This window comes from Nitratireductor sp. XY-223 (genome assembly GCF_004959855.1).
GTDB lineage: Bacteria > Pseudomonadota > Alphaproteobacteria > Rhizobiales > Rhizobiaceae > Hoeflea_A.
In genome coordinates this window covers 1,109,282-1,134,671 of record NZ_SPNT01000001.1, presented here as the reverse complement: position 1 = coordinate 1,134,671, position 25,390 = coordinate 1,109,282, and the positions used below count along the sequence as shown (strand labels likewise).

Below are 25,390 nucleotides of genomic sequence, written 5' to 3'. Positions count from 1 at the left end.
CAACCGTCAAGACCGGAGGGATGGTGCGGGCGGAGGGACTTGAACCCCCACGCCTTGCGGCGCCAGATCCTAAATCTGGTGCGTCTGCCAATTCCGCCACGCCCGCACGGCAAAGAGCCGGTGATGTGCCACAGCTTTCCCTTGCTGGTCAAGCGTGCTTTGACGGCTCCGGCCGCCCCTCGAAGTACGCAATGGCGCCGCTACGCGGCTTTGACGTACCAATCGTCCATGTGGGACAGATCGGGATGCTTTCTTGCGTAACCCCTTGAGGACAGCATGTTGTGAATGTCCTCGCGTACAGGCGAGAATCCGTGTTCGCAGGCGATGACGCGGACATCGTAGGCGTCGAAGTCAAAGCTCTTCAGGATCTCGAATTCGCTGCCTTCCGTGTCGATCGACATGAAGTCGATCCGCTGCGGTGCGTCATGCGACTTCAGGAGGTCCATCAGGGAGATTGTCTCCACCTGATATTCCGTCGCGTCCTGGCGCAGGTGGTTCATGGTGTCGTCGCGCACAAACTGCGAGATTGCCGACAGCTGCGCCGCGGCATGCTCTCTGAACGTCAAGGTCTCGCCCGTTTCTCGCCAGACGCAGCGCGTGTCGATCGCGCACTTCCGGTATCGCTTGAGCTTGCGGTGCCAGCAGCGGGCCGGCTCGGCCAGAATGCCGGTCCACCCGTAAGTGTGCTCGAGCAGATGCGAATTGCTGTGCACCACCCCGTCCGCCGCACCGAATTCGACGAAGAACCCGTTTCGCTTGAAATCCAGTTCCATCAGCGCAAACAGGTCCTGCCCGCCCTGCGATTTGGATTTGCGCAAATCGGCAAGTGTCTTGACGAGGCGGCGCTGACCCAGGGTGCTGAGATAATGACGGCCCATTTCTCCGCACGGGAAACCGTCGTGGACATCCAGACGGTCGAAGCCTCGAACCGCCCCCTGGATCCCGATTCGGTAGATTTTGGCTGCCCTTGCGGAAGACAGCATCTTTTTCTTCAAGCGGCTCATGAATATTCCGTCTTTATACGGCCTGCATCATCAGGTCCGTTGCCTGGAGCGCTCTAGCAGGTGTGCCGCAATTTTTCACCCGGAAAATCGGCAAATCGCGGTTTCCCGCCGGCCCTCGCCTCGTGGAAATTGCCCTTTCGCAGGATCGAACGGGGAAACGGAACGATTCGGCGATTTGTGTCGGTTCTTGCATGGCTTGCCATGCAAAAAACGCAGAGCTCCTATGCGCATATTGCGCTGCACAATTTTTTTGAAACCACTATATTTTTACCAAGTGGACAATACGACTGCGGCAACGAGCAACACGGGGGATTGAAGACATGAACTTGATGCTTACATACCAGAAGTGGCGGAACTACAACCGCACCCGCGAGGCACTGGAACGCCTCGGAGACCGCGAACTGGCGGATCTGGGCATTGCTCGCGACAAGATTGACGATATCGCCCGCGGACGGGCGCTGTAAATAGAACACCGAGTTTCGCCGGGACATACTCCTCCTCCCAATGTCCCTGCGGATCGACTGGCAGCACTCCTCCTCCCAGCTGTCAGTCCACATAAATGACGCCCGCTGGACCTCCTCCCCCGGCGGGCGTTATTTTTTGCGCGATCGCCGGTTCCGGCAGTCGCAAACCCTCGCAAAAACGCATAGCGCATCTGCAAATATTGCACTGCACAATTGGAACGGATGTTCCTATATTGGGCTCAACGAAAAACCGCGGTGACGACACACCGCCCCCACACAGTGAAGGATAAAAAGATGGTATCCCTGAAACAGTCATTCAACAACTGGCGCCAGTACCGCAACACCTGCAACGAACTGTACCGGCTGTCCGACCGGGAACTGAACGATCTCGGCCTTTCGCGCGGCGACATTCCCTTCGTTGCCCGCCGCGGCAACTGACGCAGACAAAATACCGGGCCAATCCTCCTCCCATGGCCCGGATATAAGGCTGGCGGCATCTCCTCCTCCCAATCTTGCCGCCAGTCCTTCCTGAAACGCCCGCCGGACCTCCTCCCCCGGCGGGCGTTTTCTTTTACTCAGGCCTTTGACGAATCGGCCGAATTCACGGCCGGCGCAGTGCAATTTTCGCATAGCTGGTTTGCTGAAAACGGACTAACTCAGCCGCGCGAAATCGCTACATAGGGCGTGTTGTCAAACCCTGAGGAAGGAGAGAGAAATGAGCATCCTCAAAGACTACCAGAACTGGCGCAAGTACCGCCGCACCGTTGAGCAGCTCCGCAACCTGCCGGACAGCGTCCTCAGCGATATCGGTGTCGACCGCTACGCCATCGACGATTATGCCCGCAAGGCTTCGAAATACTGACCATGTCTGACAGCGGTCCTATTGGGGGCGCTGATCCGGTTCGATAAGTCACGGCAACGAACTTTACGACCGGCTCGGCGCCCGAATTGTATCCGGCCGCACTCCACGGACCAGACCCTCCCATTTGATTGGACGACGCCGGTCAAAGTGATAAAACCGCCGGCATGAAAAAGACCGAAAAGACACTTCACGTCATCGGCGGCGGTCTCGCCGGTTCCGAAGCCGCCTGGCAGGCGGCCCGCATGGGCGTTCCGGTGATCCTCCACGAGATGCGCCCTGTTCGCGGCACCGACGCCCACAAGACCGACGGTCTTGCCGAACTGGTCTGTTCCAACTCCTTCCGCTCCGATGATTGCCGCGCCAATGCCGTCGGCGTCCTGCACCAGGAAATGCGCCTGGCCGACTCGCTCATCATGGCGAGCGCCGACCGTCATCAGGTTCCCGCCGGAAGCGCCCTCGCCGTCGACCGCGACGGCTTTTCCGATGCCGTGACGAAAGCGCTCCAGGAGCACCCGCTCATCACCATCGAACGCGGCGAGGTCACCGGCCTGCCGCCCGCCGACTGGGAACAGTCCATCATCGCCACGGGCCCGCTGACCGCCCCTTCCCTGGCCGAGGCCATTCGCGAGGCGACCGGCGCCGAGGCTCTCGCCTTTTTCGACGCCATTGCGCCCATCGTGCATTTCGACAGCATCGACATGGATACCTGCTGGTTCCAGTCGCGCTACGACAAGGTCGGCCCCGGCGGCACCGGCAAGGACTACATCAACTGCCCGATGAGCGAGGCTCAGTACAACGCCTTCATCGATGCCCTGCTCGAGGGCGAGAAGACCGAGTTCAAAGAATGGGAGGGCACGCCCTATTTCGACGGCTGCCTGCCCATCGAGATCATGGCCGAGCGCGGCCGCGAGACCCTGCGCCACGGACCAATGAAACCGATGGGCCTGACCAACGCCCACGATCCCGACGTCAAACCCTACGCGGTCGTCCAGCTTCGCCAGGACAACGCGCTCGGAACGCTCTACAACATGGTCGGATTCCAGACCAAGCTGAAATACGGGGCCCAGAAGGACATCTTCCAGATGATTCCCGGACTTCAGAATGCCGAGTTTGCCCGCCTCGGCGGCCTGCACCGCAACACCTACATCAATTCGCCGCAGCTTCTCGACACAACGCTGCAACTCAAGGGCCGGCCGGGCCTGCGTTTCGCCGGCCAGATCACCGGTTGCGAGGGATATGTGGAGTCGGCGGCCATCGGCCTCATGACCGGGCGCTTCGCCGCCAGTGAACTGCTCGGCCGCGACATCTCCCTGCCGCCCCCCACAACGGCGTTCGGGGCGCTCATCGGCCACATTACCGGCGGCCACCTTGCCGCCGACGACGAGCCCGGCAAGCGTTCGTTCCAGCCCATGAATGTCAACTTCGGCCTGTTCCCGCCGGTCGAAATCGTCAAGCCGGAAGGCGTCAAGCGCTTCCGCGGCAAGGAAAAGGCACTGGCCAAGAAACATGCCATCGCCGCGCGGGCGCTCAACGACTGCAGTCGCTGGCTCGGTGTCGACAACAGCACCGCCGCGGCGGAATAGGAGACGTCATTGTCCGAACTCGATTCCTCATTTTTTCTTGTCCAGCGGCATGGCCCGGTCGTGCAGCTTTCCATGAACCGGCCGCAGAAGGCCAACGGCATGACCCCGGATTTCTGGACCGAGTTGCCGCGCCTGCTCGGCTTGCTGGATGCCGATGAGACCGTGCGGGCGGCCATACTGACCGGCGAAGGCAAACACTTTTCCGGAGGCATGGACCTGGCGTCGTTTTCCACGATCGCGGCGCTCTTCCAGCAGGAACCAGGTCGTGCGGCGTTCGCGTTCCGCAAGAAGATCATGCAGTTGCAGGATGCCTTTACCGCGATCGAGCGCGCGCGCTTCCCGGTCATTGCCGCGATCCACGGTGCCTGTATCGGCGGCGGCATCGACATGATCTCGGCCTGCGACATGCGCATCGCCAGCAGCGACGCCTATTTTGCGATCGAGGAAATCAATATCGGCATGGCCGCCGATGTCGGCACGCTGCAACGCCTGCCGAAGCTTATCGCGCCTGCCGTCGCCGCCGAACTTGCCTATACGGGGCGGCGCTTTGACGCTGAGGAGGCCCTGCGGATCGGATTGCTGAGCGCGGTTGCTGATAGCCGCGAACAGATAATTGAGCAGGCGCTTGCCCTCGGCGACCGCATCAGTTCCAAATCGCCGCTGGCGATGGCCGGCATCAAGGCCAACCTGACCTACAGCCGCGACCACGGCGTCGTCGATGGCCTCGACTACATGGCGACATGGAATGCCGGCATGCTGCGGCCGGAGGACATGATGAACGCGGTCCAGGCGGCCATGGCCCGGAAGGAAGCCGCGTTCGCAGATCTGCTTGCCGAGGACTCACTCGCGATCTGAATGCCCGGCCTGTCCCGTTGCCTCGGCCCCGGCTGCCGCGAACTCGCCGCAGAGCCACAGCGAAACCTCGGCCGCGTCCTCGACGCTCGCGAACTCGAAGTGTCCGTTGCCACCGGCCGCGCCGGGAAACGCGACATTGACCGTTCGCGTGTCGGACGATGGACCGACCGCAAGCTCCCGAGGCTCAAGCAGGCGCGCCGCTGCATGCAGCGCCGTGTGCTCGACGAAGCCGACGCGGCCGTCGGCAAGCCGCAGGAATGCGCTGTGCCCGTCCTTCGTCATGACGACATTCCGGACTGGAAGTTCGGGAAAGGCACGGGAGAACGTAACAATGGCTGATCCGGTATCGGCCATGCCATCGCCGGCCTCAGCCTCGCTGCGGCGCAGGCGCAGGTAAAAGACGATGGCGCCGCCGATGACGACGATGGCCGCGAGCAGCCAGAATCCGTCCGGAAATTCCATTGTTCCGTATCCAGATATCAGACACCGCCATTATGCGGCCGGCCGGAGCGATTAACAATCGCGCTAGAACCTGCCGCGACGCGCTGCACGCCAGTAGCGCAACTGGCGCCGCCACTGCGGCAACTGGAGCGGTTGCGTGAGCAATGCCGCGCCCATCCGGTCGGCACGGTCGAACGCCGGTTCGGCCATGGCAAGCGGCAGGAAGGCGGGAAAGCAGGCCGGCGGCAGCGTATCCGACTGTTTTCGCGCAGCCGCCAGGTGTTCCCGGCCCAGCGAAACATAGGCGGACAGGGCCTGGCCAATCGTGCGTCCATCCTGCCCCGCGAGGAACGTCTCCCGGTCGAGCCCTGTCGCCCGCAGGATGTCTCCCGGAATGTAGACCTGTCCCCGGGACCGGTGCACCGGGAGCAGCAGCAGTGTTCCGGCGACGAGCTGCGCCACACCGGCATGACCCGCGGCATCCGCCGAGCCGCTCGCAGCGTCCCGGTCAAGGACGGCGATGCAAAGCTGGATCAGGGTCGACGCGGTTTCGCCCGCATACCCCTCGAACGCGTTCCGGTCCGGCATCGGATCGTCGTAGAGATCGAACTGCCGCGCGGTGATCATGTTGAGAAACGGAGCAACGGAAAGCCCGTATGCGTCGATGGTCGCGGCCAGCGCGGCGGCGATCGGATTGGCCTGCGCCGCGCCGTGCGGATTGCCTTCCAGGAAATCGCGCCACCATTGCAGGCGAACCTCGCCCATGGTCGGCTCGGTGATGTTTTCGCGTATGCGGGCTATCTCCAGATTGAAGCCATAGAGCGCGCTGACGGCGCCGCGCGCGCCGTGCGGTGTAAGCAGCGCGCACAGATAGCGGTCCCGGTCGCCGGCGCGCAATGCGGCAAGGCACGCATCCTGGTGTGGAATCTCGCTTTCGGCCAACGGAGCCGGCTCACACCGCAATCAGTGCCGCGGCAACCGCGCGCGATTCCGCAAGCATGACATTGTAGGTCCGCACGGCAGCGCCGGTGTTCATCGGATCTGAAATGATGCCGGCATCCCGCAACCGGATCTTCAGTTCCGGCGGCAGGCGGCGGATTTCGGTGCCGGTGCCGACAAGCAGCACCTCGATATCGCCGGCTTCCTCGAGGACGCGCGCGAAGAGTTTCGGGTCAAGCGCACTCGCCTCAGTGGCGTCCCATCCGTGGATCCCGGAAGGCAGGCACAGCAGCGAACCGCGGTGCGACATGTCCGCGAACCGGAAACCGCCATTGCCATAGGCATCGATCGGCGCCCGGTCCGGGAAATGCGCATCACGAATTTCTATGCCTTTGCGCATCGCATCACGCGGTATCCGGCGCCGGCCCCTTGGTTTCCTTGTCGTCCTCCCCGGACCCCATGCCGGCCTGGAACGTCTCGCCGCGCAGCTTGAAGAGGATCAGCACGGGTGCCGCCACGAAAATCGACGAATAGGTGCCGATGACGACGCCGAATATCATCGCGAAGGTGAAGGACCGGATCACCTCTCCGCCGAAGATGAACAGCGACGAGAGCGCCAGCAGCGTGGTCACCGAGGTCAGCACGGTACGCGACAGCATCTGGTTGACAGAAAGGTCGAGCAGGTCGGGCAGCGGCATCTTCTTGTAGCGTCTGAGATTTTCCCTGACGCGGTCGTAGACCACCACCGTATCGTTGAGCGAATAGCCGATGATCGTCAGCACGGCGGCGATACTCGACAGGTTGAACTCGATCTGGGTGATCGCAAACATGCCGATAGTCAGCACCACGTCGTTGACGGTCGCGATGATGGCCCCCAGCGCAAACTGCCACTCGAAGCGGAACCAGATGTAGATCAAGATCGCAAAAAGCGCGGCCAGAAGCGCGATGGTGCCGGCGCGCGCCAGCTCGCCCGAGACGACCGGCCCGACGGATTCCACGCGAACGATGTTGTAATCGGATTGGAGGTCCGCACGGACCTTGGAGACCACCGTCTGCTCGGCGTTCTCGCCTGCGCCCTGCGACTGCACGCGGATCAGGACATGTTCGGGCGATCCGAACTCCTGGACCTGGACATCGCCGAGATTGAGACCGGACAGCCTGCCCCTTATGTCGCCGACATTGGCTGCACCGGATCTTGATTCCACCTCGATGACGGACCCGCCGGTGAAATCGATGCCGTAGTTCATGCCGACTGTGCCGAAAAGCACAAGCGACGCCAGCGCGGCCGCCGCGCTGAACATGAAGGTGAATTTGCGCAGCCACATGAAGCGGTAGTGTGCGCCGCTGAAGAGGTCCGTCAAAAGCCCATTGGGCAACTGCTTGGGGCGACGCCTGCGCACCCATTCGGCAATCATCCAGCGGGTGACCGTAAAGGCGGTGAAGACCGTGGTGACGATACCGATGGCCAGCGTGACCGCAAAGCCGCGCACCGGTCCCGATCCCAGGTAGAACAGGATCACGGCGGCGATCAGTGTCGTGATGTTCGCGTCGAGGATCGTTCCGAAAGCCCGCTGGAAGCCGGCGTCGATCGCCTGGACGAGCGAGCGCCCGCCGCGCCGTTCCTCGCGTATGCGCTCGTATATGAGCACGTTGGAGTCGACCGCCATGCCGACCGTCAGGACAATACCGGCAATGCCCGGCAGCGTCAGCGTCGCGCCGATGACCGTCAGAACGGCGATGATCATGATCACGTTGAAGATCAGCGCCAGATTGGCGATCAGGCCGAGGAAACCGTAGGCGACGAAGATGAAGGCGACCACCAGGATCGCGCCGATGATACCGGCGGTTTCGCCGGCGGCGATGGAATCGGCGCCGAGACCAGGCCCGACGGTCCGCTCTTCCATCACGGTCAGCGTTGCTGGCAGCGCACCGGCGCGCAGCAACACCGCCAGGTCGTTGGCCGATTCAACGGTGAAGTTGCCGGAAATCTGGCCGCTGCCGCCCAGGATCGGCTCATTGATGACGGGCGCCGTGATGACTTCGTCGTCGAGCACGATGGCGAACGGGTAGCCGACATTCTGCTGGGTGACCTGTCCGAAACGCTGGGCTCCTGCCGTGTCAAACCGGAAGGTGACGATCGGCTCGTTGGTGCGCTGGTCGAAACCGGCCTGCGCATCGACCAGGTTGTCACCGGAAAGCAGCGCCCGTTTCTGCAGGAGGAACGGGATCGGCGGATCGTCGTTCGAGAAAACGATTTCGGATGTTACCGGCGGTCTGCCGTTCAACGCTTCTTCCGCCGACATGGACCGGTCGACCAGGTGGAAGGTCAGCTTTGCCGTCTGATTGAGGATCAGCTTGAGACGTTCGGGATCGTCGAATCCGGGCACCTGGACCAGGATTCGGTCGGCGCCCTGGCGCGCGATAACCGGTTCGGTCGTGCCGAGTTCATCGACCCGTCGGCGCACCACCTCGATGGATTGCGAGACGGCCGAGGAGACCCGGTTGTTGATGCCCTCCTCGGTCAGCGTGATGCGCAGCAACCCGGGCTCGGGCTCCGAAAGCTCCGCCTCGCGGATGGCGCCGCCACCGAGCAGGCCGGCATTGACAAGCTGCGTCAGCTCGGAGAGCGCTTCCTTGGCGCGGTCGATGTTATCCGGATCGCGTATTCTTGCCTGGGCGGACATACCGCTGCCGGAAAGGCCCGTATAGCCGATACCCTCATCGCGCAGCAGCCGCCGCATGTCGTCGACCAGGGTCTCGAGACGTTCCTTCTCGATATCCTCGCGCTCGATACGCAAAAGGATGTGCGAGCCGCCCTGTAGGTCGAGGCCGAGTGTCAGTTGCTTTTTCGGCAGCCAGTCCGGGAGCGCGGCGAGTTGCTGCTGCGTGAACAGGTTAGGCGCCGCAAAGACAACGCCTGCCAATACGGCGAGCCAGATAAGGGTGGTTTTCCAGCGGGAAAAATACAGCATTGCGTTCTCAGCTCATCGGGCAATTATGCCAGTCAACCGACTGTTGGCGGCAATAGATTGACGCCACGTATCGATTTACTTTTTTTGTGCCGATTCTTGGACAGGCTCGCCCTTCACTTTCACGTCAGCCAGAAGCGAGCGCACGACACGGACTTTCAGGCCATCGGCGATCTCGACTTCGACCTCGTTGTCGTCGACGACCTTGGTCACCTTCCCGGTAATACCGCCACCCGTCACCACCTGGTCGCCGCGCCGCACGTTGTTCAGCATTTCCTGGCGCTTTTTCATCTGCTGGCGCTGCGGCCGGATGATCAGGAAATACATGATAACAAAAATCAGGATGAACGGCATGATCGACACGAGTATGTCGCCGCCGCCACCCCCTGCAGCCTGCGCATATGCCGGTGTTACAAACATCGAGTGGCTCCTTTTGGGAATTCTCTATTATTGACATCGAGGCGGTCACGACCGGCCCTTTGTTGTGCCAGATATAGTGTCGCGGCCGCTATTGCAACTGCCGACGAGAGGTCTCAACCCTTTTCGTATGCGTGCCTTCGTGCTACCGCACCTTGCGATGACGACAAAAGGGAAATGTCTTGGCAAAGGCAACACTGCAAAATCTGCTTGAGGAAATCCAAAGGCTTACGGCCGCGGTCGAGTCTCTCGGGACGCCGCAGCAGGCGACAAACGACTTTGCCGCGGCCGATTGTTTCATCTGGGAACCGGCCAGCGGATACCTGCAACCGGTCGCCAAGCCCAACCGCATCGACATCGGCCTGATACGCGGTGTCGACCGCGTCCGGGACATTCTGCACGACAACACGCAGCGCTTTGCCGGGGGCTATCCGGCCAACAATGTGCTGTTATGGGGCGCGCGCGGCATGGGCAAGTCGTCGCTGGTGAAGGCGACGCATGCGGCGATCAACGAGGAAGGGCCGGTCGATGCCTCGCACCCGCTGAAACTCGTGGAAATCCACCGCGAGGACATCGACAGCCTGCCGCAGCTGATGACGCTGCTGCGCGACCGTCCGGAACGCTTCATCCTATTTTGCGACGACCTGTCCTTCGATCACGATGACACCACCTACAAATCGCTCAAGGCCGCTCTTGAGGGCGGGTTGGAGGGCCGCGCCGAGAATGTTGTCTTCTACGCGACATCCAACCGCCGTCATCTGATGCCGCGCGACATGATGGAAAACGAACGCTCCACCGCCATCAATCCTTCGGAAGCGGTCGAGGAAAAGGTCTCGCTGTCGGATCGATTCGGCCTGTGGCTCGGCTTTCACAAATGCAGCCAGGACGAATACCTGGAGATGATCGACGGTTACGCGAGATACTACGGGCTCGAAATCGATGACGATCGGCTGCGCGCCGAGGCGCTCGAGTGGGCAACCACGCGCGGCGCACGCTCCGGACGTGTTGCCTGGCAGTACATCCAGGACCTTGCCGGCCGCCTCGGAAAGCGCTTCAGCGATCCGTAAGCCGTTGATCGTAATGCATTATTTATCTTCCAGCTGCCACACGCCGTGCCAGTCATCCGGCGCACCCTCCCGCCGGATGATCGCCAGTCTGTCCAGATAGGCTTCCGCGGCGGGATCGCCGAACTCCCGGCAGCCTTTGAAGCCAGCCTCTGCCTTCATCCAGTCTCCGATCCGGAACGCCTCCAGCGCTTCTTCGAAACGTTCCTTGATCTCGATAGCCGATTCCCGCAGGGCAGAATGCCAACCCAGCGGCTCGTAAATGGAAACCGGCTCTGTCTTTCCCTTGACGATCAGATTGTCGATCTTCCGGAATTCGAACTCCCCGGAGGCCATCGCACAGGTCCGGCTGCACACAAGCACGTTCGTTCCGTAAATCTTGTTCGCCGCCTCCAGGCGCGCGCCGAGGTTCACCGTGTCGCCCATGACGGTATAGTTCTTGGTTTTCTCCGAACCGATCGATCCCACCACCGCCTCGCCCGTGGCGATGCCGATGCGCATATTGACCTCCGGCAGGTCGCGGCGCAGGCCCGTCAGGTCGGGCAGTTCCTTGCGCAGTGTTTCGATAAGGGCTTCGTCCTTCAGTGCCGCGGCGACCGCAAGCGACGCCTGCCGGCCGTCCTCGCAGAACGGCGTTGTCCAGAACGCCATGATCGCATCGCCGATATATTTGTCGATCAGACCGTGCTGCTCGGTGATCGGCTCCGACATCATCGACAGGTACCGGTTGGTCAAGTTGACCAGGCCGCCGGGCGTGAAGCGTTCCGAGATGCCGGTGAAATTGGCAATATCGGCGAAGAAGACCGAGACCACCTTCTTTTCGCCGTTGACGAGTTCCGTGTTCGCATCGCCGATCAGGCCGGAAACCACCCGGGGATCGACATATTGCCCGAACGTGTCCTTGATTTCCTCGGTTTTGCGCAGGCCCTCGACCATTCCGTTGAAGCTGCGGGCAAGATCGCCGATCTCGTCGCTGGTCGATGCCTCGAGATGCCCCGACAGGTTGCCCGCCTCGACCTCGTGTGTCCCGGCAATGAGCTCACGCAGCGGCTTCAGCATGTTCCTGATCACGATGCTGCACAGAATCAGCGCAAGAACGCCGGAGACCGCGGCCAGGACAATATTGATCCAGAGCGCTTCCCGCTCATGTTCCTCTGCGCTGAGCGCGGCTTTCTCCGTGAACCGGGCGATCGTCTCCCAGGTCTCGCGCATGTGGGCGGCCAATTGGTCCTCTTCCTGCTCGATAAGCCGCTCCAGTTCGAACCGCATCGGGCTGTCCTGGCGGAATGCCTCGATCAAGAGGGTTAGCTGCGCGTGCAGGTTCGAGTGCTGCTGGTCCACCGACTGCAACTGCGGCAGCAGCGTCTTGAGTGTGTCGCGCCCCTCCTCCGTATGGGTGGTGCTGACAGCTTGAGCCACGAGCGCCTCAGCCCGCTTGATTGCATCGTCGACCTTGGCCTCGCGCGTCTCGAACTCGCTCTGCTCCCGATCTACGACCGTCTGCAGTTCCGATCGCTCCGCCTCCAGCCGCTCGGTCTTCTCCTCGATGGTCTCGAATCCGCTGATAAGGTGTCTCGGCACGATGCCCGACGCCAGTTCCTGAAGCTCCTCGTCGATCAGCTTGATGCTGGTCATATGCTTCTCGAGCCGTTCGACGTGGATTTCCTGCTGCGCGATTTCCAGATCGATCTCGGCAATCCGGTCGGAGAGCGGAATGAAGACCTCGGCAAGGTCTGTCACTTCCTTGCTGACGAGATAGAGCTTGTATGTGGAATAGGTGATTGAGGCGCCCATGATCACAAAAACCAGGGCCGCAATGCCAAATATCTTGTGCGGAATTTTCATGAAGTATCGGCTCCGGAACCAGCCATTTGCCCGATTCGCTTTGAAAATGGTCGGGCGAGGATCGCCCATTTTCCCCTAAAGGCAAAATTCCAATTCGCTAAATGAATGAAATTTAATGCAATCCCGTCAATGCCGCTTGTCCCGGGGAACGACGGATTTCCGCGCATTTTCCGCCGGACAACGTAAAACCGGGCCCGCAGGGAACAACGGACCCGGTCTTTCCTGCCTGAGACTGGAGAGCCTCTATTCGAGATATGTCAGCGGATCGACAGGTTTGGCGTCTTTCCTGATCTCGAAGTGCAGCTTGGGACGGGTCGCCTGCCCGCTCATTCCAGACAGCGCCACAACCTGACCCCGCGAGACCTGGTCGCCGCGCTCCACAATCAGTTCGCTCGCGTGACCGTAAACGCTCACCAATCCGTTTCCATGACGCACGAGCACCGTCTTGCCGAACTCCTTGAGGCCGGTGCCCGCATAGATCACAACACCGTTTTCCGCGGCCTTGACCGGCGTTCCCTTGGGAAGGGAGATATCGATCCCGTCGTTTCGCGCTCCGCCGTCAACCGAGCCGAACGAGCTCATGATCTGACCCCGCGCCGGCCATCTCAGCTTGTCGATCCCGGTGGTTTTCGGCGTCGGAGTCGCGACGGTGGTTGCCTGCACCGGCCTGTCGTCGGCGTAACTTTTGACCGTCGATGCCGCGTCGCCATTGGCCGGAACGCTGGCGGTCTGCAGGCCATCGACACGGCCGCCTGAACGCGGCACGACCAGGGTTTGCCCTATCCTGATCGTCGAATTGTCAAGGCCGTTGGCATTCTTGAGCGCGTTGACACTGATACCGGCGCGCGAGGCGATTGTACTCAGGGAATCGCCGGGCTGAACCTTGTAGGTTTCACGCGACACGGGCTCGCCGTTTCGCTCCGAGGCGGCATTGTTTGCCGTAAACAGCTGCGTGGTCGGCCTTGGCGTCGGAGCCTTCGGCAAAACGGCGACCTGCTGGCGGGCCGGCGCCGGCGTCGGAACGGGTACGTTGCCCGGCTGCGCCTCGCCTTGGTAACCGATGCTCGCACGTGCGGCCCGGGTCTTCGGATTGTTGTCGGGCGCGGAAACCGGTGTCGTGCGCGAATAGACGTAGGTCGGGATGATGACGACTTGGCCGGCGTTGACCCTCGATGGGTCGGCGATGTTGTTGGCCTTCATGATTTCGCGGGCCGGCACGCCGTAACGCCGCGACAGGTTGTAGAGCGTTTCTCCCGGCGCGATCTTGACGCGCGTTCCGCCGGTGGTTGTCCAGCCGCCGATTGTATCGGACGAAGCATGATTGCGCGCCGCGGCGCTCGTCGGCGTCGTCCCGGTGATGATCGGGTCCGGCTCATACGACGCATAGTGTTTGGGCGCCGAGACCGGGGTCGGGATCCGCTGAACAGGTATTTCGACCGTCCTGGTCTCTGTCGGGCGCGGTGCTGATCTGGGTGAAACCACGGGCACCGGCGCCAGTTTCACGTCCTGGACGGGCGGCTCGATGGCCGGTGCCTGCCGCAGCGGCCTGCGCTCCACCGCGGGCTGCGGCACAAAGACGGGCTGCTGCTGGCTGGTTGCCGGATAAGGCTGCGCGATCGATCCAGTGTAGGTGCGGTCATAGCCGGGCGCGGTATCCCCGGGATAGGGCTGCGCCAGCGCCGGCTCGCCTGGGGCCGGCCCCTCAACGGGCGCGCGCGCTGCGTTTCTTTCTCCGACTGGCTCCGGCACGGTGCCGGTAAACAGGCCGTGGTCGAAGCGCGTTGCCTCCGAGCTGCAGCCTGCGGCAAGGCTTGCCAAACAGACAGCGCCCGCCAGCCGTCTGGCGGATTTCGACGAGATGGCTGATAGTCTGATACGCATCATACGAGCCCATGTACGCAAAACAACACGGGCCCATTTAACTGAGTTAAGGTTACTGCCGGGTTAAGCCGATTGTGAAATTTTCAATGGCCTGAATCACCTGTTTTGCCGGGAATCGGTAAAATGCTGACGGCCGCGAGGCGGCATCAAAGGACCGCCGCACCGCCCTTCAACAGCGGCTGGAAGCGGACCGGAAACAGATCTTCCTTTTCGAAGCGGCTGCCGATCTTCGTCAGCCGGACAACGGTCTGCGGCTGGTCGGCCTCGCCGATCGCCGCGATCATTTTTCCGCCCGAGACCAACCGTTCGGCAAAGGCGCGGGGCATGTCGTTGAACGCCGCCGTGACCAGGATACGGTCGAACGTGCCTTCCTGCGGCGTGCGTTCCTGACCGTCGCCGGTTTCCACGACGATGTTGGAGAAGCCGAGACGGGAGAACCGCTGCGCGGCATATTGCGACAGGGTCCGGTAGCGGTCGACCGTCACGACCCGCTCGACGATCCGCGACATCGCGGCGGCTGTAAAACCGGAACCCGTGCCCACTTCGAGGACGCGCTGGCCTGCCTCGAGCTCCATGTTGTGCAGGAGACGCAGGCTGAGATCGGCCCCCTCCATGTACTCGCCGCATTCGATGGGAATACTGCGCGGCGAATAAGCGAGGTCCAGATAGGCAGGCGGCGTGAACATGCTGCGCGGCGTCTGTTCGACCGCCGCAACGAGGCGATTGTCAGCAATGCCTTCCGCGCGCAGCCGCAGAACGAGCGATGCTAATCCTTCTTTTTCACTCAGGGCGCCGTTCAACCAAGGGCCTCCGCAATCCGCTGCTGGACGGAATAGTCGGTGAAATCCAACTTGAGCGGCGTTATCGAGATCTTGTTGTCGCCCAGGGCTTCCAGATCCGTGCCGGCCTTGAACTCCTTGGTCCTGTGAGAAAACCGAAGCCAGTAGTAAGGAACGCCACGGGCATCCTCGCGGCGGTCCAGATCAATTCCGTGAACCAGCTTTCCCTGCGACGTCACCGCGATACCGTCGATGTCCTCGGGCCGGCTGTAGGGAAAATTGACATTCAAAAAGGTGCCCGCGGGCAGGTCTATGTCAATGAGTTTGCTCAGCAATTCCGGTGCCACGGCCTCGGTCGTCTCCCAAGGCACGATGCGCCCGTCGTCCCACTTGTAGGCCTGGCTCAGGGCAATCGAGCGGATACCCAGGAGCGTGCCTTCGATGGCGCCCGCGACGGTGCCGGAATAGGTGACGCCATCGGCGACGTTGACCCCGTCATTCACCCCGGAAAGGACAAGATCCGGCGGCGCATCCATCACGTCCCGCACGCCCATGATGACGCAATCGGTCGGCGTTCCGCGAAGCGCGTAGTGCCGGTCCGACACCTCGCGCAGCCGCAAGGGCTCCGAAAGTGTCAGCGAATGCGCAAGACCGCTCTGGTCGGTTTCCGGCGCCACCACCCAAATATCATCCGACAGGGTTCGCGCGATGCGCTCAAGCACGGCGAGACCCTCCGCGTGGATCCCGTCATCATTGGTCAGCAGTATCCGCATCCGAACATCTCTTTCCCGCTACGTTCCCGTCAATCGCCACGCTCGATGCGTGTCAGCCCTCCCATATAGGGCAGCAGAGCATCGGGCACCGTGACGGATCCGTCCTCGTTGAGATAGTTTTCCATGACCGCGATCAGCGCGCGCCCCACGGCGACGCCCGAACCGTTGAGCGTGTGCGCGAACTGAACACCTTTTTCACCCGCCCTACGGTACCGCGACTGCATGCGGCGTGCCTGGAAATCACCGCAAACCGAGCAGGACGAAATCTCGCGATAGGCGCCCTGCCCCGGCAGCCAGACCTCAAGGTCATAGGTCTTGCGCGCCGCAAAGCCCATATCGCCGGTGCACAGCGCCATGACGCGGTAGTGCAGGCCGAGGCGCTTCAACACCTCTTCGGCGCAGGACGTCATGCGCTCCAGTTCATCCCCCGACGTGTCGGCATCGGTGATCGAAACCAGCTCGACCTTGTTGAACTGGTGCTGGCGCAGCATGCCGCGCGTATCGCGGCCGGCGGCACCGGCTTCAAGCCGGAAACACGGCGTCAGTGCCGTGAAGCGCAGCGGCAGTTGTTCGTGCTCGAGAATTTCCTCGCGCACCAGATTTGTCAGCGAAACCTCCGCCGTCGGGATCAGCCAGCGGCCATCGGTCGTGTGGAACAGGTCGTCGGCAAATTTGGGGAGCTGGCCGGTGCCGAAGGCGACTTCGTCACGCACCAGCAGCGGAGGCTGGACCTCCGTATAGCCATGCTCGCTCGTGTGCAGGTCGAGCATGAATTGTCCAAGCGCGCGTTCGAGGCGCGCAAGCTGGCTCCGCAGCACCACGAAGCGGCTGCCGGAGAGCCGCGAAGCGGTCTCGAAATCCATCTGGCCGAGCGCTTCACCGATATCGAAATGCTCCAGGGCGGCGTGGTTCCAGCCGGGTTTCTCGCCCACTGTCCGCTCGACGACATTGTCCGCCTCGTCGGTGCCCACCGGGACATCGTCGAGCGGTATGTTCGGTATGGCGGCCAGCGCGTCCTCCAGCTGCGTGTCGAGGACCCGCGCCTCTTCCTCGGCGGCCTGCAGCGCAGATTTCAATTCGGCGACCTCGGCCTTGAGTTTATCGGCCGTCTCAAGGTCCTTGCGTCCCATCGCGGCGCCGATTTCCTTGGACGCCGCGTTTCTGCGTGCCTGCATGTCCTGCAGCTTCTGCACGTGTTGGCGGCGCTCCTCGTCAATCCTGATCAGTTCAGCCGCCGCGGGCTCTGCGCCCCGGTTGCCTAGGGCCGCATCGAGCGCACCGGCGTTTTCGCGTATCCATTTGATATCAAGCATGGTCGTGGCCTAGAGCCTTCGTTTCAGGCGAAGTGATCGAATGTCATCTTGCAGAACCGGTCTCGGACACCGGAATTCCGCCGCTAGGGAGTGGAGGCCTCGGAGGATGCGTCCTTGTCGTCCGACTGCGCGTCGGATTCATCCTCCGCCTCGCTCTCGGCGCGCCGTTTTTCCACGAGTCGGGCTGCATAGATGGCAATCTCGTAGAGAAGGATGGTGGGAAGTGCAAGACCGATCTGGCTCGCCGGATCGGGCGGGGTCAATATGGCGGCGGCGATAAAAGCGGCAACGATGGCGTATTTGCGTTTGGACGCAAGCCCGTCCGCTGTGACCAGTCCGACGCGCGCCAGCAGTGTCGTGACAACCGGCAACTGGAAGACCAGGCCGAAGGCGAAGATCAAGGTCATGATCAGGTCAAGATATTCCGAGACCTTCGGCAGCAGTTCGATCGCCACCTTGCCGCCTTCCGCCGGCTGCTCCATGGACAGGAAGAACCACAGCACCATCGGCGTGAAGAACAGGTAGACCAGCGCGCCGCCAAGCAGGAACAGCAGCGGAGAAGCGATCAGGAAGGGCAGGAACGCCGACCGCTCGTTCTTGTAGAGACCCGGCGCCACGAACTTGTAGACCTGTGCCGCGATCATCGGAAACGCGATGACAAGGCCGCCGAACATGGCGATCTTGATCTGGGTGAAGAAGAACTCCTGCGGCGCGGTGTAGATGAGCTCGATCTGGCGTCCCTCGAGTCCGGCCCATTCGACGGCCCAGGAAAACGGCACCACCAGCAGGTTGAATATCTGTTTGGCAAAGAAGAAGCAGATCAGAAAGGCGACAAAAAAACCGCCCACGGCCCACATCAGGCGCTGGCGCAGCTCGATCAGATGCGCAAGCAGCGGCTGCGCCGTGTCGTCCAGTTCCTCGGTTGTCACGCGGTGTCTCCGCTGGATTTCGCGGCCTTGGCAGCCGGGGCAGCCTTGCGGGTCGCCGCGCGCCGTGCCGGTTTTTTCGCCTCAGACGCCGGCTTTGCCGTGCTGTTTGTTTTCTTCGCGGCGGGCTTTCGCGTCGTACTCCGAGCCGGCTTCCCGGCTCCGGTTTTCGCGGTCTTGGACGCCGCTTTGCCGGTGGAAGGCTTCTTCGCGGATTTGGCTGCTTTCTTGCCGGCCGGTTTCGGCGCTTTGTCGGAACCCGGTTCCGATTTTACATTCGTCGCCGCTAGCTCGGGCTTGGCCGGTTCAGCCGGCTCCCTCATGGCCTTGTCGAGGTCCGCCTTGATTTCCTTTCCGGCGTCACGGATCGGATCGATCGCCTCTTTCAGGATGTTCTTGGGATTGAGCTGCTTGGCCTCGTCAAGGACATTCTTGACGTCTTCCAGTTCGGCTTCCTTGAGCGCCTCGTCAAACTGGCTGCGGAACTCGCCGGCCATGGAGCGGAGCTTGCGCGTCGTGCGCCCGAACGTGCGCAGCATTCCCGGCAGGTCCTTCGGCCCGACGACAATGATCAGCACCAGCGCTACGACCAGAAGTTCCGGCCAGCCAAGATCCAACATAGATGTGCCTCCCCGCAGCGTTTGCCGCGGTCAACATGCATGTGAAGAAAGCGTATTATCCTGTGGCTGCGCCCCGGTCAGCTTTTTTCCGCTTTTTCATCGGCCTTGTGTTCAACCGTCTTGGCGTTTTCGGAGGGCTCCTCTTCGCCCATGCCCTTGCGGAAGTTCTTGATGCCCTTCGCAACGTCGCCCATCAGTTCCGGAATCTTGCCTCGGCCAAACAGCAACAGCACCACGACCAGCACGATCAGCCAGTGCCAAATGCTAAAACTACCCATACTCTTTTCTCCCTGAGGATCTCATCGACTGATGTAGGTTCTTTCTACCCACTTTCAAACATCATTATGTCATGGTCGTTAACGCAAAGCATCACCTCGCGCAATCCTGTCGGCAGTTGCCCGGCCTTCAATCTGGCCTGTATCACCTGCTCGGTGCCCGGCACGGCAAGGCCCAGCTGTTCAACCACACCCAGAAAACGCCGGAACACCACACGCGCCGGAATGTCGCCGTCCCGCTCCCTGACCTCGACGCTGGGAAGCCTGACGGCAACCTCCAGCCGGTCTCCCTCGCGGGCGCCGTTCGCCTTGAACGTACCAAGCGGTGTTTCGACGCGTCCTTGGCGAACCCTGGCGTCAAACACGTTCAGCTCCGAAAAGAAAGCCGCGGTGAAAAGGTCTACCGGGTTGCAGTAAAGGTCCTCGGCCGACCCAACCTGGATCAGCCGCCCGTCCTTCAGCAGCGCGATCCTGTCAGCGACGCGCATGGCCTCTTCGGCATCGTGGGTTACCATCAACGCGGTCGCCCGCGTTTGCCGCAAAATGTCCAGGGTCTCGTTGCGGACCGTGTCTCTCAGGCGCGAGTCCAGGCCCGAGAATGGTTCGTCCATCAACAGGACCGACGGGCGCGGCGACAGCGCCCGGGCCAGCGCAACCCGCTGCTGCTCGCCCCCGGACAGGGCATGCGGATACTGGTCGGAGTAATGTGTAAGCCCGACCCTTTCCAGCGCGACCGTTGCCTCTTCTTTTGCCTCCGCCTCGGACAGGGCATTCAGGCCGAAGCATACATTCTCGAAGACGGTCATATGGGGAAACAGCGCAAAATCCTGGAACATCAGCCCGACGCCCCGCCGTTCCGGTGGAACGAAAACGTGCGGTCCGGAGACTTCCTGGCCGTTCAGCAATATGCGCCCTTCGCGCGGCACTTCCAGGCCCGCCGCCAGTCGCAACAGGGTCGTCTTGCCGGAGCCGGACGGCCCCAGTAGGCACAGCACCTCCCCCGGCGCCGCTTCCAGCGATACGCCGTCGAGCGTCGACTGGCCCTGGTAGTCGTGCCTGATATTCTCGAATGCCAGGTCGGCGGCGAAAGTCACGCCGGCGCTCGGCTGTACGCGAAATTGTGCTGAAGCTGGAGTCAACTGCTGCCTTCTGTCCTGGACTTAGAGCGGGTTCGGCCGTGGTTCAGCCTACTACTCGTCTCCTTCACCCAGCGGAGTCAAGAGGCCCAGCTCCTCCAAATCCATCTCGGTGATCGGATCCTCGTCCTCGGCAAGGTCGTCATTTGCCGGCGGAACCGGCACTTTGAAATTGGACGGAATCTGGGAAGACAGCAATCCGGCACCCTTCAATTCCTCCAGTCCCGGCAGATCGCGCAGCTCCTCGAGACCGAAATGGTCGAGGAAATCGAGCGTTGTTCCGTAGGTCACCGGCCGCCCCGGTGTCCGGCGTCGCCCGCGCATCTTTATCCAGCCGGATTCAAGCAGCACGTCGAGCGTCCCGCGTGAGGTCGCGACGCCCCGGATTTCTTCGATCTCGGCGCGCGTCACCGGCTGGTGGTAGGCGACGATGGCGAGAACCTCCAGCGCAGCCCGCGACAGTTTGCGAATGTCGGTCTGTTCGCGGTGGATCAGGAACGAAAGATCGTCCGCGGTCCGGAAAGCCCAGTGATCGTCAACACGGCGCAGATTGACACCGCGCAGGCTGTAAGACCCGGCGAGCCGTTTCATCACCGCCGAGACATCGGTTCCCTCGGGCAGCTTTTCGGCAATCGCCTTTTCCGACACCGGCTCCGCCGACGCGAATACCAGCGCCTCAGCGATGCGCTCCGCCTCGTGCAGGGCGCGCGGCGCGCTGCCTTCGTCCTCGGCCGTCCCGCCGACGGCGACCGCATCCTTGTCAAAGGGCACAATATTGGCCTGTGTTCCTTCCGACATCTTATGCCGTCTCCTCTGTCCCCTCCGGATCGGAGGTGTTTTGCCCGCGCCGCAGGTAGATCGGCGCGAAGGGAACTTCCTGCCGCATTTCCAGGCACCCTTCCCGCACCATTTCAAGCGAGGCCGCGAAGGAGCTTGCAATCGCCGTCGCCCGCTCCTCCGGATCGCTCAGGTAACGCACCAGGAAATGGTCGAGCGCCGTCCACTCGTGCATGTCGCCGATCATCCGCTGCAGGATGACGCGCGCGTCGCCCAGCGACCACACGCGGCGCTTCGAAATCGTCACCTGGGTGACCGATTGCCGCTGGCGCAGTCCCGCATAGGCGTTGAGCAGATCGTAGAGCGTTGCCTGGAAATCGGACTTGCGTTCGATGATGACCGGCTCCGGATCGCCGCGGACAAAAAGCTCGCGGCCGACGCGATTGCGGTTGACCAGCCGCGTGGCGACATCGCGCATGGCCTCGAGCCGCTTCAGCCGAAACGCCAGCTGCGCCGCCATCTCCTCGCCCGTCGGCTCGTCGCCGTCGCTTCTTTGTGGTATCAGCAGCTTGGATTTCAGGAAGGCAAGCCACGCCGCCATGACAAGGTAGTCGGCGGCAAGTTCGAGCCGCAGCCGCCGTGCGCTGTCGACGAAGGCCAGATATTGCTCGGCGAGCGCCAGAACCGATATGCGGGCCAGGTCGACCTTCTGGTTGCGCGCAAGATGAAGCAGCAGATCGAGCGGCCCCTCGAAGCCGTCGATGTCGACGACCAGCGCCGGTTCGCTCACACCGCGATCGGTCTTTTCAGGGTCTTCCCACGGCTGATCCGCGGAGCCATTCGCCTCCGCCGGACTTTGCTGTTTGCGTAGCGCGTCTACCATGGCAGGACCTCAGACAAGCGACATCTTCCGTGCAATCAGACCGTCGAATTCAGCACGCAATTCGGACGGATCGGCTGCATCGCCATCGTTGAAAAGAGACATGACGAAGCGCGCCCTGTCCGCTGCGGCACCCGCCAGCTCGGGCGTATGGGCACAAACTTCCGTCATCTCCTGCATCGAGCCGTTGCAGTGGAGCACTACATCGCACCCGGCCCTGAAGATTGCATCCGTCTTTGCGGCGAAATCCCCAGAAAGTGCCTTCATCGAGATGTCATCGGTCATCAGCAGTCCGTCGAACCCGATTTTCCCGCGGATGATCTCGTTGATGACGGTCGGCGACGACGTCGCCGGGTTCTCGGGGTCCAACGCCGTGAAGACGACATGTGCGGTCATCGCCATCGGTGTTTTCGAAAGTGCCGCGAACGGCACAAAGTCGCTTGCCTCCAGTTGCTCAAGCGTCGCGTCGACGACAGGCATGCGGTGATGGCTGTCGACAAGGGCCCGCCCATGGCCCGGCATGTGTTTCATTACCGGCTGCACGCCACCTGCGGAAAGCCCGTCGATCATCGCCCGCCCCAGTTTGGCGACCGCGCTGGGGTCCGCCGCCAGCGCCCGGTTCCCGATAACCTCGTGACCGTTCTGGGCGGGAACGTCGAGCACCGGAATGCAGTCGACATTGATGCCGTACGCCGACAGATCGCAGGCATGCAGGCGCCCCATCAGCCAGGCCGCACGCAGACCTTCGTCGTTGCTGTCCTCAAAAAGCGATCCGATCACCGAAGCCGGCGGATAGGCCGGAGCGAGAGGCGCCTTGATGCGCTGAACCCGTCCGCCCTCCTGATCGATCAGCACCGGCGCATCGCGCCGTCCCACGCAGTCGCGAAAATCGGCAACAAGATCTGTCAGTTGGTCATGTTCTTGGATGTTGCGGGCGAACAGGATCAGACCCCATGGGCTCTCCGCCCTGTACAAGGCCCTTTCCTCATCCGTTAGCGCTAATCCGCCGCATCCAAGGATCATCGCTTTTGATTCGGTCATGGACGAATCATACACCGCTGTCACACAAAGGATAGCCCACTAAAATATCCGCGGCGCTGCACGCCGCGGCCACCTTGGGAGGACGTGTCAGCGGGCGACGAAGCAACTTCCGCCCGCCGCCTTGTACTGGGCACAAAGACTGTTCGCCTCGGCTTTCGATCCGGCGGGTATGCGCACCCGGTAAAACACTCCGCGATTGGGTATGTCCGCGCGCTGGAAATCGACACCCTTGCCGCCGATGATCGAGGCATATCTCTGCGACAGGTTCTGATAGGACTGGCGTGCCGCTTCCTCGGACGGCTGCGACGAAATCTGCATCATGTATCCGCCCGGATTGGCGGTGGCAGTCGTGCCTGCCAGGTTGCCGCGTTCGGTAACGGCCTCGACGATATTGACCGGCTGTTCCGCAGGCCGCGTCTCCGGCACCGGTGCGGCGACGGCGGCGCGCAGGTCGGAATTGTTCGTCGTGGCTGCCGATGCCACCTGCGTCGGTTCCGCCGCATTGGCGGACGGGCGGCTGACCGGAAGCGGCAATGCGCCGCTGTCGCGCAGATTCTCATCGATAGGCGGCAGGGCGGCCGCCTGGTTCGTCGCGGAACTGGAATTCGTCGTGGCGGCCTGGCCCTCGGTGGCGGTTGCGGAAGGCAGTGCCGATGCAACGGCAACCGGTGCCTGCGCGGCAGTGCCGTTCGTTGCCGCCGTATCCGCATTCGCCGAGCCGTTTTGCGTCGCCGCGGCATTCCCCTGCTGGGTGGCCGCCGTCGTGGTGGCGGTGGCCGCGGTATCAGCCGGCGGCACTTCGCGCGCGACGATCGTTCCGTCGGGTTTTACGATCAGGGTGCGAACCTTGCGCGGCGCAACGCCGTTTGCCCCGCTGTCAGTCGCGGTTGGATCCGGATCGAGTTGCTCGGACGATGCAAGCCGCTCTTCGGATTTAGCCGCCGGCTCGACGGCATCGCCCCGGCCTTCCAGTGGCAGCGTTTCCGGATCCAGCGTACGCTGCACGACATCAACGGGCTCTTCTGTGGTCGTTACCAGGTTCTGGTCGGAATTGCCGGACGTGTCGTTTCCGGCGACTTTTTCGTAAACGGCGAGGTCCTGATTCGGGACTGTCTTGCCACCGGGATCTTCCGGCTTGATCTTAACGGGATCGTTGTCGGCCGAAATAATGGGCGGACCGTCGGATGCGCTGTCGCCGCCGAGCGAGCTGTTCCACAGATAGAAACCGCCGCCGCCGACCACTGCTATGCCAAGCACGACCGCGGCGGCGACGAGGCCGCGGCGGCCGGAGCGGTCGCCCTGTTCGTCCGACATGTCGTCAAAGGACGGCGCAGCCAGATCGTCGACGGTGAAATCGTCCCCGGGAAAGACATCGGACTCGTAGTCGTCCTGATAGCCCTCCATGCCCGGCTCGTCGTCATATTCCATCCGGGCCGCCGTTTCGCCCGAATCACCATAGGCCGCGGCGGGGTCGAGCGCGGTCGGCTCAAGGCTCGGATCCGTGTGCTCGGCCGGTGCCTGCCCCTGGTCCACAGCGGACGCGCTCGCCGCCTCGGACGGCTCAGGCGCGGTGAGAACATCCAGATCGTCCTCAAGCGGCAGTCCGAAATCGTTGTCCCGCGGGTCGGGTTCCGGCACTTCTTCTTCCGCATATTCGGGCACGCTGAGATTTGCCATGGCCTCGGGTGCCGAGTCCGTTTCCGCGATGCTTGCCGGATCAAACGGCATCGCCGATGCATCCGCGGTGGCTTCGGCTGCCTGCGCCTCGACTTCCGCCATCTCCGCCAGCAGCATTTCGGTCAATTCGCTGCCATCGCTGACCGGTGCTTCCTCCGGCTTGGCGGCATCGATGTCCTTCTGCAGCCGATCGTACGCTTCCTTCAGTTCATCGCTTTCGGAGATTGTATCGATCAGAGCCGCGGAAGCGGCCGGCATCCGGACTTCACCCGCAGGCTGCTGTGGCTGCGGCGGTTCCTCCTGCAGGACCGGCTCCGGCACGTGTTCGGGCTCAGGTTCGATTTCAGGTTCCGGCTCCAGCTTGGCGGTCCGGCCTTCGAGCGCGGAGAACGCGGCCTGTAATTCCGCCTCAAGGCTTGTCATCTGCGCTGCAGCGCCGACCGTCGCATGCGGCCAGGATTCCTTGGCGCCACCTGCCGCGCCCGCTTCGATGTCGGGCTGAATCGGCGTAACCTTTTCATTCATCTGTTTGGAAGCCGTCGTTTGGATGTCCTGCCGGACCTCTTCGTCCCTGGTGTCTTGCGGTTCGGAAGCGTCGTTGCCCTCGGGATCTTTCCCGGCCGTCACGTCAATCTCGAGTTTGCGCATCAATTCCGCTTCGAGGTCGAATCCCGAACCGGCCTGCTCGGTCCCGCTTTGGTCATCGGCAGCACTGTTGCCTTCGTCTTCAAATCCCACGATTCGCGCCAGTTCTGAAAGCGGATCATCGTTCTTTTGATCCTTGTCCGCCGGCTCGCGCGTCTCAGAAATTCGATTGTCGGCCATTCCGTTCACTCGCTACATTGAGCGTACTGTCATGCCAGCACATT

Annotated in this window: 25 protein-coding genes and 1 tRNA gene; 6 read left to right on the top strand and 20 right to left on the bottom strand. The window is 62.2% G+C overall.

Annotated features, from left to right (window positions below; all coding sequences use genetic code 11):
- Positions 1-21: 21 nt before the first annotated feature.
- Positions 22-106, bottom strand: a tRNA-Leu gene (locus tag E4M07_RS05115).
- A gap of 94 nt (positions 107-200) precedes the next feature.
- On the bottom strand, positions 201-1,004 hold the full coding sequence (locus E4M07_RS05110; protein WP_136657185.1) for an FkbM family methyltransferase: 804 nt from the start codon (positions 1,002-1,004) through the stop codon (positions 201-203).
- A 320-nt stretch (positions 1,005-1,324) separates the two neighbouring features.
- Here E4M07_RS05110 and E4M07_RS05105 point away from each other — a divergent pair, with 320 nt between their 5' ends.
- The 5 genes from E4M07_RS05105 to E4M07_RS05085 all read left to right on the top strand — a co-directional run bounded on the left by E4M07_RS05105 (position 1,325) and on the right by E4M07_RS05085 (position 4,768).
- Entirely contained in the window at positions 1,325-1,468 is a 144-nt protein-coding gene (locus tag E4M07_RS05105; protein ID WP_136657184.1) for a DUF1127 domain-containing protein, read from the top strand.
- A 294-nt stretch (positions 1,469-1,762) separates the two neighbouring features.
- Positions 1,763-1,906, top strand: coding sequence for a DUF1127 domain-containing protein (locus E4M07_RS05100; protein WP_136657183.1), 144 nt, complete (start codon positions 1,763-1,765; stop codon positions 1,904-1,906).
- Between the two features lie 277 nt (positions 1,907-2,183).
- On the top strand, positions 2,184-2,330 hold the full coding sequence (locus tag E4M07_RS05095; protein ID WP_136657182.1) for a DUF1127 domain-containing protein: 147 nt from the start codon (positions 2,184-2,186) through the stop codon (positions 2,328-2,330).
- A 164-nt stretch (positions 2,331-2,494) separates the two neighbouring features.
- On the top strand, positions 2,495-3,913 hold the full coding sequence (gene trmFO, locus E4M07_RS05090) for a methylenetetrahydrofolate--tRNA-(uracil(54)-C(5))-methyltransferase (FADH(2)-oxidizing) TrmFO (protein ID WP_136657181.1): 1,419 nt from the start codon (positions 2,495-2,497) through the stop codon (positions 3,911-3,913).
- A gap of 9 nt (positions 3,914-3,922) precedes the next feature.
- On the top strand, positions 3,923-4,768 hold the full coding sequence (locus tag E4M07_RS05085) for a crotonase/enoyl-CoA hydratase family protein (protein ID WP_206057173.1): 846 nt from the start codon (positions 3,923-3,925) through the stop codon (positions 4,766-4,768).
- On the opposite strand, the gene E4M07_RS05080 is transcribed toward E4M07_RS05085, so the two are convergent.
- From E4M07_RS05080 to yajC, 5 genes are all read right to left on the bottom strand, one after another.
- Entirely contained in the window at positions 4,754-5,230 is a 477-nt protein-coding gene (locus tag E4M07_RS05080; protein WP_136657180.1) for a hypothetical protein, read from the bottom strand. The two genes, E4M07_RS05085 and E4M07_RS05080, sit on opposite strands and share 15 nt — an antisense overlap.
- Positions 5,231-5,293: 63 nt before the next feature.
- Entirely contained in the window at positions 5,294-6,151 is an 858-nt protein-coding gene (locus E4M07_RS05075; protein ID WP_136657179.1) for a phytoene/squalene synthase family protein, read from the bottom strand.
- Positions 6,152-6,161: 10 nt separating this feature from the next.
- Complete coding sequence (locus E4M07_RS05070; RefSeq protein ID WP_136657178.1) at positions 6,162-6,548, bottom strand: Mth938-like domain-containing protein; 387 nt, start codon at positions 6,546-6,548, stop codon at positions 6,162-6,164.
- Positions 6,549-6,552: 4 nt separating this feature from the next.
- Positions 6,553-9,120, bottom strand: a complete 2,568-nt coding sequence (gene secDF, locus E4M07_RS05065) for a protein translocase subunit SecDF (protein WP_136657177.1) — start codon at positions 9,118-9,120, stop codon at positions 6,553-6,555.
- A 75-nt stretch (positions 9,121-9,195) separates the two neighbouring features.
- Positions 9,196-9,537, bottom strand: coding sequence for a preprotein translocase subunit YajC (gene yajC, locus E4M07_RS05060; protein ID WP_136657176.1), 342 nt, complete (start codon positions 9,535-9,537; stop codon positions 9,196-9,198).
- Between the two features lie 179 nt (positions 9,538-9,716).
- Between yajC and E4M07_RS05055 the strand changes: the two genes are divergently transcribed.
- Entirely contained in the window at positions 9,717-10,601 is an 885-nt protein-coding gene (locus E4M07_RS05055) for an ATP-binding protein (protein WP_136657175.1), read from the top strand.
- Positions 10,602-10,619: 18 nt separating this feature from the next.
- On the opposite strand, the gene E4M07_RS05050 is transcribed toward E4M07_RS05055, so the two are convergent.
- The 13 genes from E4M07_RS05050 to E4M07_RS04990 all read right to left on the bottom strand — a co-directional run bounded on the left by E4M07_RS05050 (position 10,620) and on the right by E4M07_RS04990 (position 25,346).
- The gene (locus tag E4M07_RS05050; RefSeq protein WP_169054091.1) at positions 10,620-12,443 is read right to left on the bottom strand and encodes an adenylate/guanylate cyclase domain-containing protein; all 1,824 of its coding nucleotides are present in this window, start codon (positions 12,441-12,443) and stop codon (positions 10,620-10,622) included.
- 243 nt (positions 12,444-12,686) lie between these two features.
- Positions 12,687-14,324, bottom strand: a complete 1,638-nt coding sequence (locus tag E4M07_RS05045) for a LysM peptidoglycan-binding domain-containing M23 family metallopeptidase (RefSeq protein WP_169054090.1) — start codon at positions 14,322-14,324, stop codon at positions 12,687-12,689.
- A 146-nt stretch (positions 14,325-14,470) separates the two neighbouring features.
- Positions 14,471-15,124, bottom strand: a complete 654-nt coding sequence (locus tag E4M07_RS05040) for a protein-L-isoaspartate(D-aspartate) O-methyltransferase (RefSeq protein ID WP_136657172.1) — start codon at positions 15,122-15,124, stop codon at positions 14,471-14,473.
- Positions 15,121-15,876, bottom strand: a complete 756-nt coding sequence (surE, locus tag E4M07_RS05035; RefSeq protein ID WP_136657171.1) for a 5'/3'-nucleotidase SurE — start codon at positions 15,874-15,876, stop codon at positions 15,121-15,123. The genes E4M07_RS05040 and surE overlap by 4 nt, the downstream gene beginning before the upstream one ends.
- 29 nt (positions 15,877-15,905) lie before the next feature.
- On the bottom strand, positions 15,906-17,189 hold the full coding sequence (serS, locus tag E4M07_RS05030) for a serine--tRNA ligase (protein ID WP_136657170.1): 1,284 nt from the start codon (positions 17,187-17,189) through the stop codon (positions 15,906-15,908).
- 83 nt (positions 17,190-17,272) lie between these two features.
- Positions 17,273-18,118, bottom strand: a complete 846-nt coding sequence (gene tatC / locus E4M07_RS05025) for a twin-arginine translocase subunit TatC (protein WP_136657169.1) — start codon at positions 18,116-18,118, stop codon at positions 17,273-17,275.
- Positions 18,115-18,735, bottom strand: a complete 621-nt coding sequence (gene tatB, locus E4M07_RS05020) for a Sec-independent protein translocase protein TatB (RefSeq protein ID WP_136657168.1) — start codon at positions 18,733-18,735, stop codon at positions 18,115-18,117. Before tatB ends, tatC begins: the two co-directional genes overlap by 4 nt.
- Before the next feature lie 77 nt (positions 18,736-18,812).
- Positions 18,813-19,013, bottom strand: coding sequence for a twin-arginine translocase TatA/TatE family subunit (locus E4M07_RS05015; protein WP_136657167.1), 201 nt, complete (start codon positions 19,011-19,013; stop codon positions 18,813-18,815).
- Positions 19,014-19,057: 44 nt separating this feature from the next.
- Positions 19,058-20,149, bottom strand: a complete 1,092-nt coding sequence (locus E4M07_RS05010; RefSeq protein ID WP_136657166.1) for an ABC transporter ATP-binding protein — start codon at positions 20,147-20,149, stop codon at positions 19,058-19,060.
- A 51-nt stretch (positions 20,150-20,200) separates the two neighbouring features.
- Positions 20,201-20,944 (bottom strand): SMC-Scp complex subunit ScpB, encoded by a 744-nt coding sequence (gene scpB, locus E4M07_RS05005; RefSeq protein ID WP_136657165.1) that lies wholly within the window; start codon positions 20,942-20,944, stop codon positions 20,201-20,203.
- A 1-nt stretch (position 20,945) separates the two neighbouring features.
- Positions 20,946-21,806 carry a ScpA family protein gene (locus tag E4M07_RS05000; protein WP_136657164.1) on the bottom strand — a complete coding sequence of 287 codons (861 nt, stop codon included), beginning with the start codon at positions 21,804-21,806 and terminating at the stop codon, positions 20,946-20,948.
- Positions 21,807-21,815: 9 nt separating this feature from the next.
- Positions 21,816-22,844 (bottom strand): beta-N-acetylhexosaminidase, encoded by a 1,029-nt coding sequence (gene nagZ / locus E4M07_RS04995; protein ID WP_136657163.1) that lies wholly within the window; start codon positions 22,842-22,844, stop codon positions 21,816-21,818.
- 87 nt (positions 22,845-22,931) lie between these two features.
- The gene (locus E4M07_RS04990) at positions 22,932-25,346 is read right to left on the bottom strand and encodes an SPOR domain-containing protein (protein WP_136657162.1); all 2,415 of its coding nucleotides are present in this window, start codon (positions 25,344-25,346) and stop codon (positions 22,932-22,934) included.
- Between the last annotated feature and the right edge of the window lie 44 nt (positions 25,347-25,390).